Consider the following 16,711-nt stretch of genomic DNA (forward strand, 5'->3'; position numbering starts at 1 on the left):
GACAGGCAGTATGCCTTTCCCCAAGAATTTAAATATGCAAACGAACAGCGAAAGACGACGGCGTCATCCTTCCTCGCGAAAGAAAGTGATCACAGGGGCCGTCGTGGTAAGGTAGCCAAACTGACGCTCAGCAGTCTTCCCATCCGCAGTTGTAGTCTTCAATCGAATCAGAAATCGAATACTCGGACCAAAGTCCTCTCCTTCGCCTGCGAATTCGTAGGAGGTCAGTTTTGCACCTTTTTTCCAAAGGTCTTCACGTACCAAAATGGCAGGCTGTTCTTTCGCGAGGTCGTCCATGGAACCACCGGATTTCCAATGTTCCATAACACGCTTCGCAATCTGCAACGCCTGCTCCTTGTCGGCAAGCGGTGCTTTGGGAGCACCGCATCCAACCCATAGCATGGTCATTGCGCAAAAACCAACAAAACTTCGACGCTGCATTATTGGTCAATCCCACTCAAGGTTGTTTCGCCGCCGTCTCGCGTGCCGAATGCTCGCCAGGCTACCAGATCGATCGTGTTGGGAATGAACTGTACGGATCCATCGCAACGAGTGACATTGACTCCTCCTGTATGCAAGCTCTTCGCGGTTGTATATACACGCCCCGGTGGGTACATGCAGGACCGTCGACCAGGAACATCTACGTGATAATAACTTCCTTGAGTATGTCCACTTTGGAGCCATGGCCCTCCAACATTGCTGTTACCTTGCTTAGTGAGGTCTGTAACTGTAATGGCATAGCACATCTGGATGGCTTCGTCAGGAGTGGCTGGATAGGTTCCCGGTTGGAACGTATCGGTCCAGGTTGAGATGGCATTGCTGAAGTCTCCGATTGGATGCTCACTGAATGCGGCCGTGTTGGAAAGACCGTCTGTGATGGAACCGATCTTAATATTCAGAGATGGGACCAGCGGCCCGTTTGGGGCGGGAAATCCATAGTTTGAATTTCCAACGACTGTGGAGGGTTGTCCGTTGAGAATCCCCGATCCTTGATTGCTTCGGTAATTCGTAACTCCCCACCCTGCTACCGGGCTCTGCCCAGTTGGGTCACTCGGACATCGCAACGTGGGGATTTGAACGGCCCGCGCTGCGGTGTTGTTTGCATGCGTTGCCGAAACATTAAAATCAATGAGATTGTAGACAGACACTTGCTCCATATAGGGTAGGAGTGCACCAAAGACCGATTGGCTGGCAGGTCCTGCCGTCCGACCTTGGGGGAGAAGCTTGGTGGCAGACTCATAATTCAGCATGGCGAGCCCCAGCTGCTTCAAATTGTTGCTGCATTGCATACGTCGAGCAGCTTCTCGAGCCGCTTGAACGGCAGGCAATAGCAAACCGACCAAGATTCCGATAATGGCGATGACTACGAGTAGCTCAACAAGCGTGAAGCCGATTCTTCGATTTTTGCGAAATGATAATGACACAAAGATATTCCCGGAAAAGATGAACTTGAATAGTTTTGAGGATCGAGAATTGCAAACAAAAGTGTTCGAAGTCCCAAAATGCAAGACGGTCGAGTAAGACCGCAGTACGACGGTTGCATGCTCAAACTGCAGGAGCGAATCACAGACCTAGCATCCCAACGTGTGCATGACACCAAAGGAAAACCAAGGGTCGTCGCTAGCAGGTGGCGAACGAAAAACCGAACTATTCAACAACAATCGGGGGTCGCAAGAGGGGCGACCTAGAAATAGAAACCAAGGCTGATTGCGATGCGAAGAGCCAATGGGATTTAAAGCAATCCACGACCACTGGCTCCACCATACCTGACCCGAGTACCTTGCGAACTTGAACGCTCGGCGACACGGGATCAGAAGGAACGACGGGGACGCGCCCTCCACACGTTCCGGTTCGACACTCGCCACTTGGAATTTGACTTCCTTCGTGATCGCTCGGCCACTCCATCCCAGCTAACTTTTCCATGGAAAGACTGTGCTGGAGATAATCACCGCAGCTAGCGCTAACTCGCTGGCCACAAAAAACGCCCATACAGGTTGTCACCAATAAGGCGAGCAACAGCTGGCGAAACGTGGAAGTGAGCGGTGGAGAGAACGTCATAAAGTACCCGGGAGGATGCGAACAACCGTTCAGTATGTGCGTCTGGTGAAGACAAAGCAAGTATTCGAAGAAAGATTCCTTCCAGGTTGTTTCGCTCCGAATCCCCCCTTATGCGGCGATAGCGTCGCTTCCCACGACATTGCCTCTACCTCCAATTGCCGTGAGGTTCGATGGAGCATCACACGGACGCGGACGAGAACTGGACTACCAATGCGCTGCGGACAGCATCCGAAACCTTAATCAAAGAACTCCAACTCGCCGCTGATCGCTCGGCGGTAGATCGCTGGGCAGAAGGGGGGCCTGACCGGGCAACTTGTGGTCACGGCAGTGAGGCTTTGGTTAGCAGGTCAACATAAGTTTTACCGCGCTGAACCTGTCATGGTTGCGGTTATTACCGCACTTCCTACCGCATCGCTCTGGTATTTATGCTGTAAAAAGCGTCTGCGAACGGCGCGGGCTTTAGCCGACAATGAAGAAGAAATGAACGTCGTAGTCCACAAAATCCAAAAGCGATCACCAACCGGGGAGAAGCCTTTCTATGGTACGCATCCGATTGAAATCTTCTGAGGCAGGCGAGTCGAACGTATGATCACGCCGATTCCATTTTGGTATATCGGTTGTCGTAATGCGACAATTGGCTTGGACCAATGCAAATCGCGTCCAGGAAAAGCGTTATCAAACACAGCCCAGATTGCTATCCGATCCCCGGCAGAGGAACTATGATTCGTTCGACAATCACGATTTGGCTCTCGTCCGCACTACTCGTAGGCGCGGGTTGTGGGAGCAACGATAATCCTAACTACTCTCCGAGTGAGTCCAAAATCGATCTCGTACATATCAATGACAAGACACAGGTCGATCCGCCAAATGAGTTCGGCTTTAGCAAGATCTCCATTCGCAACGGCGAGAACTATCAGGAAGGGGTCCTCGATGCCCAACGACAGGAAGTGATCGTTCCTTCCACCAAGCTCCTCGTTCACGACATTACCGATAGCATGGCGTTGATTGGACTGGAAAACAAATTCCTGTTCGTACCCCTTGAGGATGGTCCTTACTCATACAAGGAGCTCTCTGAGGTCGATGGATTTCAGTATGCGACCCCTTACCGCTGCGGTGTGGCGATGGTGGTCCTCCAGGACCTGTGGTTCTATATCAAAGAAGATGGGACGCGGGTTTCAGAAGAGTCATTCGATTGGGCTGAACCTTTCCATCTGGATCGAGCCCTGGTCAAGAACGGTGAGCGATTCCAAATCATCAAACCGGACGGGACGGTAGTCAAAGTTCTCGAGTACGATCAAGCGTCTGTTCAAAGTCCATGGTGCTGGCAAGTGACCAGCAGGGTAGATGGAAAGTGGAAGAGCGGCTTTGTAGACCTCGATGGGAATCGGATTACCGATCTAATATTCGACAATGTTGGCTACTACGACCCAGAGGTCCAAAGAATTCGAGTCTATAAAGACGAACGTTTCGGATTTGTGGATGAACGCGCCAATCTTGTCATCCCTGTTCATTACGAATACGCTAATCCTTTCGACCGCGGTACCTCAAGAGTTACGGTTGAAGGACGAACTTTCTTGATCGACCCGAATGGCAATGTCGTGCCCGATTGATAAAGCAAAAATGCCAAGCTGGAGAGACAGGATGTTGCGGCAGCATTGTGATTGCCATCTGAATGGTACTCCCGGGGGGATTCACAAGTCAGATCGCGTCCAGATCCATCGAACTGCTCGGTGCTGAAAGTAGGCTACAAGGCAAAAATCGCCCCCTGATGGCGAAACCCGTCCATAAAGCTCACTAAAGACTGACATCAGCAAATTGCCTGCTTAAGACAATATCGCGGTTGCGAGGAAAGCCCCTTGTTTGACCTCTTCGATCTAGGAAGAACGGATACTTGCAGGGAGGCTTCCTGTCTGCAGGATGGAGCGGTAAAAGATGACTCGGTTTGTTGATGGTTAGACTCGTGCGACGTTCGAAACTGGCCTTCGAAGTCGGCACGAATCGCGAGTCACGCGGTCGAGAGAACGAACACACTATGTTTTTTGAACCGAAAGATCCTATTCTTGTCGATCGGCTCGCCTTACAACCGACAATGAATACAGCCGGCCGCCAAGGCGGATTGTGACATTCGATTTTAAGAAGGAAGTACCCCAGCCATGCGACCCATTCGGTATTCGATCAACATTACCTTGGATGGCTGCTGCGATCACCGTGCGGGAATCAACGACGAAGAATTACACCGGTTTTATGCCGGCTACCTTGCCCAATTCGATGCATTGCTTTTCGGTCGAGTCACCTATGAAATGATGGAATCTGCGTGGCGTCCCTCTGCCACGGGAGAGTTTCCGGACTGGATGGCCGACTGGATGGTACCTTTCGCACGCTCCATTGATGTAGCAAAGAAGTATGTCGTGTCGAGCAAACTGCAGCAGGTAGATTGGAACGCAGAACTCTTGCAGGGTGATCTGCGAACCGCTCTGGAGCAGCTCAAACAAGGAACGGGCAGCGGAATTCTTTTAGGAGGTGTCACCCTTGCGCTCGCGATCGCGAACCTTGGTCTAATCGATGAATACCAATTCGTGATTCACCCCAGGGTTGCGGGTCATGGTCCAACTCTATTCGAAGGACTTTCCAAGTATGTTGATTTGAAACTGGAGGGCCGACAGGAATTCAAGTCAGGTGTGGTCGCCATGCGGTATGTTCCCAAATAGCCAATCGCACTCCGCACCAGCATTTCCTTCGTCCAGGTCCTCCGTTTCTTTCTCTTGCACTTGCTCCGACTCGCAAGAACACGGTTGAACGATCCAATCTAAGACACCAACAGCTCAAAGACTATCAGCTTGCAATGGTTTCTACGGTCCAAGACCGTTGCGGAGGGGTATTCGAGCAATGGAAAGCTGGGCGGGCGAACGACGAAAGCCCAGACTTGGATGAGATGACCCATTGCCTTGCCCCTCTCTCGCCCCCGTGGATTTCTCACTCATGCAATTGCCATTTGATATACTCAGTTCATTCACTGCACTTATTTGCCAAAAGAGACGTCAAATCCATTCACCATACCCGGATCCGGTCCTGCGCAATCCGCTGCACCCAAGTCGGCGGATAAGGCGGTTCCAGAAAACACTATCAACGAGACCCGAATGGGTTGACGACTGCATTTGTCGCTGGGTGTTCGATGAGTGACGCCACGCGAACAACTCGGAATCGCCGATTGCCAAGCGTCCGGCATGCCATCTGCTTGTGTGCGACCATCGTCATTTGCTCCGTTCTTGCAACGTGGCGTAGCTATACGCATAGCGACTCACTGACCTGGATTGACGTGACAGTTTGCACAGACGAAGGGCTGTTGTCGCTGCAGATCCCGCTCGTGCGACTGGCCCCGAGTGAGAAGCCGTCTACACAATGGACGACCTACGTGCGTGGCAAAAACATGTGGGAGACCGGAGACGGTGGTGGAAAAGCGACGCTAAAGAACTGGATGTCGATGCTCGATAGAGTGGGTTGTGAAGGTGCAACGGTCGCTGGCTTCGGCTACTGGAAGGGTGCTTGGCAGTCCAGTTCACGGCCAGGACCGTTCCTTGTCATGTTCATTCCGGTTTGGGTTGCGATAGCCACCACGTTCGCGCTCGTTTCGACAGCGTACTGGTGTCGAATTCAATTCACACTGGCAAACATGCTGTTGGGGACAACAGTCGTTGCAGGCCTGCACTGGCTGCTATTGCTGCGTGCGTCGGTTTAAGTAGGACAGAAACTCGGTGTAACGATGCCCACTACCGTGCCCCCTCCCGATTCCATCGAGTGCGTGCACTCTCGCCCTTGTCGTTTAGTATACAGTCTTCTCAAGCCCCCATCTCGCAATTGGGAGATTGATCCCCATATACCAACACATAAGCCGGCAAGACTGTTGCGTTTCGTGACGCTGCTTTCCAAGATTCACTGGAGTCCGTTGCCACTGCGATTCAGACTTTTTACCGTGAACGTGAAGCAAGAAACGCCTTGCCGAGTTTACGCGAATAATGAAAACACGCGGAGTTGGCAAGGATGTTTGTTCCACCCCCACCCTTCCCACATCATTAGGTACTTACACTGTCGTAATCGTCATCTGGTATACTGATATTTTCAAGTATCCTATCTCAAACGTGGGACTTGAAACCCATCAACCAACACCCGCGCCGGCTATACACAAGATTGCGCATGTCAAGCCATCGCGAGACCGATTTGAATTGCGATCAGTTATCCGTTAGTTCTTGATGTTTACGTTTATACTGCCTAACACACTCCAACCAAATGGCTGTTCTCTACGCCAGGCCCAATGAAACGGCCACGGCGCTGGCGGCTTAGCAGCCCGTTGAAGATATCGCAATTTCGAGTGACTTGTTCGTTTGTCGAAGCGCGCGTTCCCAATTTTGCAATCGACTCTTCATATGTTGGAAGTGGCGATCTGAAGCACCAGGAACGATTTTGAATACCTCCATGAGCTCTTGGAAGGCCGTGTAATAACAAAAGCCGCCCGCATCATCCCCTGTAAGCCCCTCGATGTGCCGATTCCGAACAGCATGCGCATGACCACCCCCAGATTGCAAGCCGCTGTCATCAAGAAGTAACGCTTTTGAACCTTCTCGATGCCACGCAATCGACATCGACGTCCTCCTCCGGTCTTCAGCACAAGCGCGAAAGTTCTTTCCACTTTCTCGCTTTCCAGCCTCTGAAGATTGCGTCCCTTATTCCCTTTCTTTATTCGTCGGTTCGCCTGAACCGTTTTGCGTTCCTTGCGAGTGACCTTGCTCCAATTGCGTCCGCCAAGCAACTTGGGCTCAGGGATGTACGTTCGGTAGTTCGTGTGTTCGTCCAACTCATTCAATGTGTTGGGCGCATGGTAGCCTTTGTCCGCGGCAACATCGCGAATCTCGGTTGCGCTGACAGCAGCTTCCAGGTGACTTTGGGCCTTGTGAAGGCTCTCCTCCAGCGATTGCGTGTCTGGCGTATCGGCCGGAGTGATCTCCGCGCCGACGATCATTCCCGAATCGAATACGACTGCATGCTCAGCTCTATATGCCAAGAGGGTTGTTCCATCTTTCATCCTTGCGATTTTGGCTTCTGGATCGAGTCCGCGTACTCAATCGTGGTGGATACTTTTTTCTTCGGCGTTTCCTATCGAATCGCCGGATCACTTCATCCGAAGGCAATTCGTTGTCCTTCATAACGCCTTCAGCTCGCATCAGACAAATGACATACGATCGCCAGTCTTCGCCGGCATCACGACAAATGATGCCCTTCATAGCAGCATGGGCTTCGAGCGTCGTCGAGTCGACAGCTACGGTCTTGCCTCCGAGAAGCTTCTTCTCGGAGGCCAACCCCAATACCCATTCGAAAACCGATTCGTGAACCGTGTCGGGCAAGCGTTCTCGAATAATGGTCAACGAGGAATGATCCGGGGAGTGGTCGGTCAACTTGAGCCCAAGGAACTGACGAATCGACAAACTGATCGGCGCATCGCCAAGCAATTCCATGCTGCGATTGGATCCCCTCGAAGTAGCCTACCAAGAGCATGCGGTAGTAAACTGCGGGTGGAATACGGGGTCGACCGTGAGATTGGTTGTAGTACGGACCGCAGAGCTTCTCGATCCAGGGATCGAAGCCAGCTTCATCGAGAAGTCGATTTAGCTTCGCATAGAATACACGCCCGTCCGAGCGGCCAAGATCTTGGCCTGCAATGAAGAGATCTTGTTGCTGAACCGATTTGCGAGGACCAAAGGCCATGGTGCTCTCCTCCATGGCAATTGCATTGACAGCTATAAGGTAGCGAGAATCAGCACTTTTCCACTGGCTGCTAGGATAGTCGATGATACTCTAGGTCAGTCTCTGCATCCAACTTCGATAAGCAACATGGACACATCGTCCAGAGGGCCCTTCGGTTGGCACCATTGCTCGACGACACTCTTCATGTGGGCTACCTGCTCTTGCACCGATGAACTCCGACTCGCTTGGAGCGCGTTGAGCATCTTCTGATCCGTAAACTGATCGAGGTTCGCATCCATCGCTTCAGGTACTCCGTCGGAGTATAAAAAGAGTCGATCACCTGACTCCAACTCAATCGTATACTCATCAAACGTGGCATCTTCTACCCATCCAACCGCTAACCCTTCACCGGGCAAGAGCCTCGGCGATTGCCCCGATGGAACATGCACCGGCTGCGGATGACCTCCGCATGAATAGCGAAAAATATTGGTGCGAAGATCAAGCAACCCATACAAAATCGTGAAATGCAGTCCTCCCTGACTGTCCATCGGAAATCGACGATTCAATTCCTCAATAACCGTCGCCGGAGGTGTTACTACCTTCCGACCAGTTAACGGATCGAATCGGACTAGAAGCGATGTCGCAGATGCGGTCGGCGTTAAAACCCTACCAATCGCAACCGCTAACAACGCGGAAGCTGCCCCATGTCCACACACATCAACAACGTACAATCCCAATGTATTCTCGTCGAGCTTCGCAAAATTCAGAAAATCGCCCGCCAACTCTTCGCACGGAGTATAGTCCCAAGCAACTTGAATACCCGACACGGCTAGCGGTTCGTTGGGAAGCAACGATTGCTGCATCCTCGCAGCGGCTCGCAAATCTCTCTGCATGCGACCGTTGAGATCGTTGAGTTGCCCGTTGAGTGCCGCCAGCTCATAATTCCATGCGGACAACTTCTCCTTGGCCAAAACAAGGTGTTCATTGCTGCGGTGCAACTCCTTGTTTTTCTCCACCGCGTTCTCAAACACGGATACCAGAAGATTCAGAGTCTGCTGCCTACCTGCACGCACTTCGTAGATCTGACCTCCGAGAGCGACCGGAGTCGAAGCCGCTCCCTCTTCTTCGTACTCTTGAACAGGTTGGGATCGCAGATCTTCGATCCTTGTGATCAAGAACTGAACATCATAGGGTTTGGTAATGTAATTGTCGGCGCCCGCTGCAAGCCCCCGGATGATGTCCTCTGCGTCACTGAGAGTCGACAACAGAATCACGGGTATGTGTCTTAGCTCTTTGCACTTCTTGATCTCGCTGCACAACTCATATCCATTCATCTTGGGCATTTCAATATCCGAGACAACGACCACTGGTTTGAGCGTCTGCACTAATTGGAGAGCAATCACTCCGTTCTCGCCGATATGCGCTTCGTAGCCTGCTGCATTCAGTCGCTGTTGCAGAATTCTGCCCTGAACGCGACTATCTTCCGCAATAACAATGATGGGGAGGGGCGAATTCATGCTGCAACAATTCTCAAAGGGTGACAGTATTGGAAAGGGTGAACTCTAGGGAACGTTAGCATCGAGATTTCTCTACGAATCGAATAATCCATGACGCCATCTTCTCTAACGGAATTACGCGATCGGCCAATTGCTCTTCGACAATGACTTTGGGCATTCCGTACACCGTGCATCCTTCAGGATGCTGTGCAAAGACAGTTCCACCCGACTCCTTGACATTTCTACATCCGGCGGTTCCATCGCGTCCCATGCCCGTTAATATCACTCCAAGCAAATTCCCCCTGTAGAAATTGCAAGCTGATCGAAGCGTGTAGTCGACAGCTGGTCGGCAATTGTGCTCGTGCGCTTCGTTCGAGGTGCGAATGACTGGCTTTCCCATGACAGTCTCAATCCCCATATGTAACCCTCCTGGTGCAATATATACTTGATTGGGTTCAACACGCATTCCATCAACAGCCTCAAGGACAGGCAATGTACTTGCCTCGCTCAATCTCAAGGCCAGGGACTGTGTGTACTTGGGAGGCATATGCTGGACGACGAAAACGGGAACACCAAGATCGCTTGGAAGTTTGGGAATCAACTCTCGCAATGCCATAGGCCCTCCGGTAGATGTACCGATCACCACCGCGTCGATTCGATTAGGCTGTTGCGCCGCTTCAACCGAACTCGTGATCGCACCGCTTCCAGCATTCGTTTCCAGTGATTCCAGCGTTTGAGGAACGTCTACGTTCGACGCTTTCGCTTTATCCCATGTAGCCACAGGTGTGTTGCTACGACGGGCCGGCATCGAAGTCTTTCGACTCTGCTGGAAAGCCACAATCTTCTCGTTAAGCAGATTGTGAAGCTCCTGGCGGCTGGCGGTTGCGTCCGAAGAATTCGGCTTGTGTATGAAATCAAAAGCGCCTGCAAGCAATGCATCTGTTGTAACTTGCGTCCCTTGAGCCGTTAAACTGCTCAGCATAATCGCTTTGACTGGCATGCGACGACGCCGAATCTCTTTTAAAAGCTCAAGCCCATTCATATCCGGCATTTGAACATCGAGAGTTAAAAGATCTGGTTGCAGATCGGGGATCTTCGCCAGAGCTTCGCGTCCCGTCTTCGCTTGGCCGACAATCTCGACATCCTCCAAACTTCGAAGAACATTTTTCACAAGTTGTTGATAGAGACTCGAGTCATCGACAATCATGATTTTGGTTGTCATGGCTATCGTCCTTGCTTCTCGAATAGGCTTGCCAGCTGCTTCTTATCAACAGGTTTGATTAGGAAATCGATCGCTCCCAACCGGATGCATTCGGACAATTTGCTCTGTTGATTTACAGCGCTGATCATGCAGACGCGTGCGTTTGTGTCGTCGATGCGAATCGTACGCAATGCTTCTACCCCGTCGGCAATTGGCATGACGATGTCCATGGTGACGAGGTCGGGGCGATGCAGGCGATAAAGCTCGATCGCTTGAAAACCATCCGCCGCTTCCGCGGCAACCTCCCACCCTGCTTCGATGGCCGCTTCTCGAATGCGCATCCGCATGATCATGGCATCATCCACAATGAGTACTCGTTTGGTCATGTTCGCTGGCCCTTTCAAAACTGAACCGTCGCATAGCCAACAACATGAATGTGCGCAATCCCCGACTCGGCGTCGACGACCATGCGACGACCAAAACTCCCACCTAAATGCCTTCCCAGCACAGGTATTTGTTCCTTCGCCAACGACTCCTCGACAGCGAGAATATTCTGTTCTCCGATGGTCGCAGATGGACTGGCGGTTGTGTAGGAAAACATGTTTGCGCCTCCTGCAATTTTTGCCGTCAAGAAAAGCTTGGAGCCGCAAGCAAGTTTGTTCATCCGTCGAATCATCTCTGGAATCGCAGTGTCTGCATACTTCCCAGGCGAGTCGCTTGTGCCCATCGAACAAGGCATGACGACATGGGCCAACCCAATCAACTTTAGTTTCTTATCGAACAAAGCAATGCCCACACATGATCCCAAGAGGGTCCTCAGTTTGCCTTGAGTTTGCAAGACTCCGATCTGAGCCATCTTGATGAATTTCCCTTCCGAATCCGGTACGTTGCTCAATTGGCAATCCTCGCATTCCTTTGGAAAATCACACTGTCGGGGAGGAGCAATAGCTGCAAATCGGTTTCATGGCTTTCTACCTCCCACTTGGTCTTAGCGATGACCAAACACTCCAACGTGGAACCTTGGTTTACAAGAATGCTCTCCATAATCGAACCTGTAAAATCACGGACAAAAACCGGAGGTGCAATTGGCATCCATAAAGTATCGTCTTCAGATGCGATCCACGGACAGGTGAATTCGGCCGCTTGCGATGCGAGAGCCAGCGAATTCAATAACGAGCATCCGAGGATATTCATCGTTTCCAGCAACGCAGAAATCTCCAACTCACCCCACTCCGCCGAAGGGTGTTCTCGTTGAAAAAGGATATCGCTGAGTTTCAAACCGCTAGCATCGTCAAAAGTCAGAGCTAACTGGCCGGTAAACCCTCCTGTAAACCGAAGGCAACATGCGCATTGAATCTCATCGGCAGGGCCCAAAGACTCGATCGCACTCTCCAACTGGAATAGTTTCACCTGTTCCAAAACCACGTCTACTCGTCGATCCAACCACTTCGAAAACGCCGCCGAAGCATCCAAGAAGCCGCGTCGCAGAAATGGGCTCAACAAATCCAATTGTTCGGTAAGATCGGAATTCATGTGTTCGCCATCGATCGCCGAAACGCTTTATCTCGAAGTCGTTGTCGAGCTAGCTCGACACAAGAAGCAACATCGAGCAGCAGGCATACCGACCCATCCCCCAATATACTCGCACCTGCCAGACCTCGGATTGGAACAAAATTCTCCTCCAATGATTTCACGACGATGTGTTGCGATCCCTTGAGCTCCCTTACCACCAATCCCATTGATTTGGCTCCTGAGGTCAATATGAGTACACTTCTGCCCTCTCCGCTTGAGTCAGCTTCCTCCGTGGAGTCTATCACACTCGGATACCCCATCTCATGCCAATCGAAGATGTCCTCGATGCGAACGAGTGGGAGAAACTCCCCTCGAATCTCGATCGAGTCCCGTCCGTGCACGGTCACAATGTCCCTTTCACGAATAGAAACGATCTCGCGAACATTCTCGATCGGCGCAGCGAAGATCCCTTGCTGAAGCTGAAACAAGAGGCTTCTTATGATTGCCAAGGTGAGTGGTAAACGAATGATAAACCTAGTCCCCTTGTTCAGCTCGGACGAGACCTCGATCGTTCCATTCAATTCGTGGATTCGGGTTTTTACAATGTCCATCCCGACCCCGCGTCCCGATATGTCTGATACAACATCAGCCGTGCTGAAACCGGGAGACCAAATGAACTGCGAGATTTCGTGTTCGGACATGCTCTCGGCTTCCAGTGCTGTGATAAGTCCTCTTTCCATTGCGCGGTGTTTCACTTTGTCCGTATTGATTCCTCCCCCATCATCGGAAATCGTGATTTGAACTTGGTTTCCGCTGTGTGCTGCCTCCAAGATTAATGTACCAGCTTCGGGTTTCGATTGTTCGAGACGCACAGCCTCGGGTTCCAATCCATGGTCGATCGCGTTTCGTACCAAGTGAACGAGAGGGTCTCCCAGTTCATCGATCATTCGCTTATCAAGCTCGGTCTTTTCACCTCGGATAACGAAATGGACTTTCTTGCCGAGCTCCGATGAGATATCCCGAACGGTCCGTTTGAACCGGCTGAATAGAGGTCCTATCGGAACCATGCGAGTATCTAGCACACCTCGCTGCAAGCCGTCTGAGATTTGCGAGAACTGATCGATGGCCTCTTTCATCTGCATGAAACTGCGGCGGCCTTGCTCGAGCGTATGCAACTGGTCTTCGATCGCAGATACAATCGACGGAACCTTCGCTTGACGCTCGCCAAGATCCGATTCGAGCGAAGAATCTTCGACGTCCGCACATCCACCTGCCTCAATGGTTGCTGGAATCGTCAGGGGAGAGTGTCGCAACAAATCGCACAAGTCGCGCAACTGCGAAAGCAATCCCGACTTTTTGAATGTCTCATTCATCTGGGAGGCCAGTTGAACGAGACGTGCACGATTGACGACGAGTTCCCCTGCTAAGTTCATCAGTCGGTCGAGACGTTGGATGTCCACTCGAAGTGTTTCCGTCCCCTTCGTGGACACTTCTTTTGTCCCGTCGACAGACGGCCTCTGCTCCGATCGTTCGCTTGAATCCGCAACCACCGAAACGACTTCGGGCTCATCTGTTGGTTTTTCGTCCAGCGACTGTAAAGAGACGTGTTGCTGTAAATTTGAAGACTCCTCGGAGACCGACTCGACAAGATCCAATTCAATGAAATCGACACCGACGATATCCGCGGCCGATTGCAATACATCATCCTCTTGAGTTGATGCCAACCAGACCTGCAAGGTTCTCAATTCTGCGACTGCACCCAATTCATCGATATCCGGACTTGAGCGATGAATAACCGCCACGTCGCTTAGCCTAGCCAAGATCAACTCTGCTTTGAGTTCGGGGAGCTCAATCGACTGGTCGAAGTATATCGTAAGCCTCCTGAATCGCCTATCTTGCCGTGACTCGGTAAGCGAGACGACAACTGACTCGTCCTCCGCCGCTGAGGAATGCAGCCCAACCGTCGATACCTTTGGCTCCGGGAGAGGCGACATAGAATCGAAGCTTGCAAGCTGTTCGATGAGTTCCGGATTACTGACGAGAGGGCGCCCTTCTCGAACCAATTCGACTGCATTGCGAAGAAAGTCGACACACTTCAAAATCAAATTCATCAGCGTTTTGTCGAGCTTCCGCGATCCAGATCGAAGATTCTCAAAATGATTTTCGAGATGGTGTGTCAGCAAGGTGATGCTATCGAGACCCATCATGGCCGAAGCACCTTTGATCGAGTGAACCAATCGGAACGATTCGGTAAGCTGCTCCGTGCTCTCCGGTTCACTCTCCAGAATCAACAATACCTCTACCAAACTATCGAGCTGCTCGGATGTCTCATCCACGAACATCTGGATATACTCCGTCATTTCATCGGACGGCATACCGGTAGAGAAGTTAAAGTCGTCACTCACGATGGAATCAGCTCATTGCTTTTGATAAAGAAAAGTGTTTCGCTTTTGGAGCATTCCGAGCATGTCGTATATCCCCTCGGATGGACCTACGACCAAGTAACCTCCACTTACAAGCGATTGAACGAGGTTTTCAATCACCTTTGCTTTGGATACACGATCAAAGTAAATCAAAACGTTGCGAATCCAGATGCAATCGAATGGCTTCGCAGGGAATGGTTCCATTAAATTATGATTCGAGAACGATACCATCCGAGCGATCGCGGGACGTAATCGATATTGGTTAGAAGATTCTTCTGAGAAGTGCTTCGATATTCGATTGGAATCAAGCTCCTGCATTGTTCGCTCGGTATAGACAGCTTCGCGAGCCCGCCCTAGCGAGGTTTCGCTGATATCCGTGCCGACGATTTGCACATCCCACTCTCGAACGATTCTTGCCTCTTCGCTTAAGCACATGGCGATGGAGTATGGTTCTTCGCCGGAGCTACAGGCAGCGGACCAAATGCGGAGTACTGGGGATCTCTTCCCTTCGCTCTTCTCCCTCAGTAGCTGTGGCAGATACTCATTCTTTAACCATGCAAAGTTGCTAGCCGTCCGGAAAAAAGAGGTTTCATTGGTCGTGATTGCGTTAAAGAACTCAACCAATTCCGATTTGCCCGCTTTGGATCGAATGAAGCGGTAGTAAGCATCGAAATCCTCGCAATTTGATGGCTGCAAACGACGGCGTATTCGATTACTTACCAAGGTGATCTTCGATAAATCAATTTTGATGCCGCATCGGCTATAGATGAACTCCTGAAACAACTCGAATTGTTGAGGCGTAAGTCGTTCCAATTCGTTCATGGCGAATGCCTGGGATGCTAAATGCGAAACTTCGCGATCAAGTCTCTTAAACTCTGAGCTTGGGCTCCCAATTGCTCAGCACTGGCGGCCATCTCTTCTGACGCTGCTGCATTGGACTCGGTCGTTTCCGATACACTGCGAATGGCAATCTTCACTTCCTGTGCATTGGCTGCCAGCGCCTCGGTGGATGACGCGATCTGACCGATACCCTCTGCGGTGTCGTCGACGGACTTCAAGATTTTATTCAAGGAGTCGCCGACTTTTTGCGAGAGGCTAGCCCCTTCTTCGACCCGTCTCGATGATTCCTTGATCAGTTTTGTAATCTCTTTCGCGGCTTCGCTCGATCGCTCTGCCAATTTCCGAACCTCGTCGGCAACCACGGCAAACCCAAGGCCATGCTCGCCGGCGCGTGCAGCTTCGATCGCCGCATTGAGCGCCAGCAAATTGGTTTGACTCGCAATCTCGCTCATCACTTGGATGATCTCGTTGATCTGTTCACTGGATTTCTGAATAAGCTTCATTGCGTTCACGGCTTCGTCGACCGTGACGCCACTCCCTTTTGCAAGCTTGGATGTCTCCGTAGCCTTCGTTGTTGCTGTGTTCGCGTTTTTTGAAATGATCTCGATTGCTTCGATGATTTGTTCGACGCTGGCAGTCATCTCTTCCACCGAAGCGGCTTGGGATTGAGCCCCATCACTCAAATTCACGCTGCTTTCGGCGATCGTTCTTGCTCCTTCGTTTTGTTGTTGTGCTGCAGCCATCACCTCGCCGATGATCGATCGAAGATCACAGATCATTTTGCTGAGGCTGCTTCCCAGCCGGCCCATGTCATCGCTGCCGCCGACCGTCACTTTTTGAGTCAAGTCCCCCTTGGATGCCGCATCGACCGCGATGGAAAGCTCGTTCACTTTTTCCTCTAGGATGCGCTTTTCTTCCGATTGGGACGCTTGAACAGCCTCTTCCCTCTCTTTGGATCTAAACTCTCGAAGTGCGTCCGACGTGACATCTGCGGCTAACTTCACAACTTTGGTCGTGGTTCCATTTACGTCGATGACGGGACTATAAGCGGCTTGCAGAAATATTTCCTTTCCTCCCTTTCCATAACGCTTGAATCTTCCAACCTTGGGAACGCCCTGGCCAAGCTCGAACCAGAAATCTCGATAGGCCGACGTCGTTCGAAATTCGGGGTCGACGAACAAGCTGTGATGACGCCCCTTGACCTCATCGAGGCTATAGCCGATGGTTTGAAGAAAATTGTCATTCGCCCAGAGAATGGTCCCATCAACCGTGAACTCGATCATTGCCATGGAACGACAAAACGCATCGAACATGTCGCTCTTCGACGCTTGAGAGTTCGTAGCGTTTGGTTTGGGAGAAGCTGTCTTTTTCACCGGCTTTCGACGAATGCTATTGGTTTTGGATTTGTTGCTTTCAGCCATGGCAGGTCAACCAAACGAAGGAAC

15 protein-coding genes are annotated in these 16,711 nt (G+C 51.3%); 3 read left to right on the forward strand and 12 right to left on the reverse strand.

The genetic code is table 11. From position 1 onward, the window contains the following. Window positions 1-63: 63 nt before the first annotated feature. Window positions 64-408, reverse strand: coding sequence for a hypothetical protein (locus VN12_RS23770; RefSeq protein WP_146679301.1), 345 nt, complete (start codon window positions 406-408; stop codon window positions 64-66). 32 nt (window positions 409-440) lie between these two features. Then, a complete protein-coding gene (locus VN12_RS23775) occupies window positions 441-1,424 on the reverse strand; it encodes a DUF1559 domain-containing protein (RefSeq protein ID WP_205855133.1) in 984 nt (327 codons plus the stop codon). Between the two features lie 1,353 nt (window positions 1,425-2,777). On the opposite strand from VN12_RS23775, the gene VN12_RS23780 reads away from it, so the two are divergent. The 3 genes from VN12_RS23780 (at window position 2,778) to VN12_RS23790 (ending at window position 5,794) form a co-directional block, all read left to right on the forward strand. Further along, window positions 2,778-3,668, forward strand: coding sequence for a WG repeat-containing protein (locus VN12_RS23780; protein WP_168164611.1), 891 nt, complete (start codon window positions 2,778-2,780; stop codon window positions 3,666-3,668). A gap of 543 nt (window positions 3,669-4,211) precedes the next feature. Then, window positions 4,212-4,766 carry a dihydrofolate reductase family protein gene (locus tag VN12_RS23785; RefSeq protein WP_146679305.1) on the forward strand — a complete coding sequence of 185 codons (555 nt, stop codon included), beginning with the start codon at window positions 4,212-4,214 and terminating at the stop codon, window positions 4,764-4,766. A gap of 464 nt (window positions 4,767-5,230) precedes the next feature. Further along, complete coding sequence (locus tag VN12_RS23790) at window positions 5,231-5,794, forward strand: hypothetical protein (protein WP_146679307.1); 564 nt, start codon at window positions 5,231-5,233, stop codon at window positions 5,792-5,794. Window positions 5,795-6,475: 681 nt separating this feature from the next. Here the strand turns inward: VN12_RS23790 and VN12_RS23795 are convergent. From VN12_RS23795 to VN12_RS23840, 10 genes are all read right to left on the reverse strand, one after another. After that, window positions 6,476-7,114, reverse strand: coding sequence for a transposase (locus VN12_RS23795; protein WP_168164612.1), 639 nt, complete (start codon window positions 7,112-7,114; stop codon window positions 6,476-6,478). Beyond that, a complete protein-coding gene (locus VN12_RS23800; RefSeq protein ID WP_146679311.1) occupies window positions 7,104-7,565 on the reverse strand; it encodes a transposase in 462 nt (153 codons plus the stop codon). The genes VN12_RS23795 and VN12_RS23800 overlap by 11 nt, the downstream gene beginning before the upstream one ends. A 345-nt stretch (window positions 7,566-7,910) precedes the next feature. Further along, window positions 7,911-9,311, reverse strand: coding sequence for a fused response regulator/phosphatase (locus VN12_RS23805; RefSeq protein ID WP_146679313.1), 1,401 nt, complete (start codon window positions 9,309-9,311; stop codon window positions 7,911-7,913). Window positions 9,312-9,366: 55 nt separating this feature from the next. Next, window positions 9,367-10,512: a chemotaxis response regulator protein-glutamate methylesterase gene (locus VN12_RS23810; protein WP_146679315.1), complete on the reverse strand. Its 1,146-nt coding sequence runs from the start codon at window positions 10,510-10,512 to the stop codon at window positions 9,367-9,369. Between the two features lie 2 nt (window positions 10,513-10,514). Further along, on the reverse strand, window positions 10,515-10,877 hold the full coding sequence (locus tag VN12_RS23815; protein ID WP_146679317.1) for a response regulator: 363 nt from the start codon (window positions 10,875-10,877) through the stop codon (window positions 10,515-10,517). A 14-nt stretch (window positions 10,878-10,891) separates the two neighbouring features. Beyond that, window positions 10,892-11,386: a chemotaxis protein CheD gene (locus tag VN12_RS23820; protein ID WP_205855134.1), complete on the reverse strand. Its 495-nt coding sequence runs from the start codon at window positions 11,384-11,386 to the stop codon at window positions 10,892-10,894. After that, window positions 11,383-12,024 carry a hypothetical protein gene (locus VN12_RS23825; protein ID WP_146679319.1) on the reverse strand — a complete coding sequence of 214 codons (642 nt, stop codon included), beginning with the start codon at window positions 12,022-12,024 and terminating at the stop codon, window positions 11,383-11,385. Before VN12_RS23825 ends, VN12_RS23820 begins: the two co-directional genes overlap by 4 nt. Next, the gene (locus VN12_RS23830) at window positions 12,021-14,408 is read right to left on the reverse strand and encodes a chemotaxis protein CheA (protein ID WP_146679321.1); all 2,388 of its coding nucleotides are present in this window, start codon (window positions 14,406-14,408) and stop codon (window positions 12,021-12,023) included. The genes VN12_RS23825 and VN12_RS23830 overlap by 4 nt, the downstream gene beginning before the upstream one ends. 12 nt (window positions 14,409-14,420) lie before the next feature. After that, window positions 14,421-15,248 carry a CheR family methyltransferase gene (locus VN12_RS23835; RefSeq protein WP_146679323.1) on the reverse strand — a complete coding sequence of 276 codons (828 nt, stop codon included), beginning with the start codon at window positions 15,246-15,248 and terminating at the stop codon, window positions 14,421-14,423. Between the two features lie 17 nt (window positions 15,249-15,265). Further along, entirely contained in the window at window positions 15,266-16,687 is a 1,422-nt protein-coding gene (locus VN12_RS23840) for a methyl-accepting chemotaxis protein (protein WP_205855135.1), read from the reverse strand. Window positions 16,688-16,711 lie beyond the last annotated feature (24 nt).

Source organism: Pirellula sp. SH-Sr6A (genome assembly GCF_001610875.1).
Lineage (GTDB): Bacteria > Planctomycetota > Planctomycetia > Pirellulales > Pirellulaceae > JBKCUI01.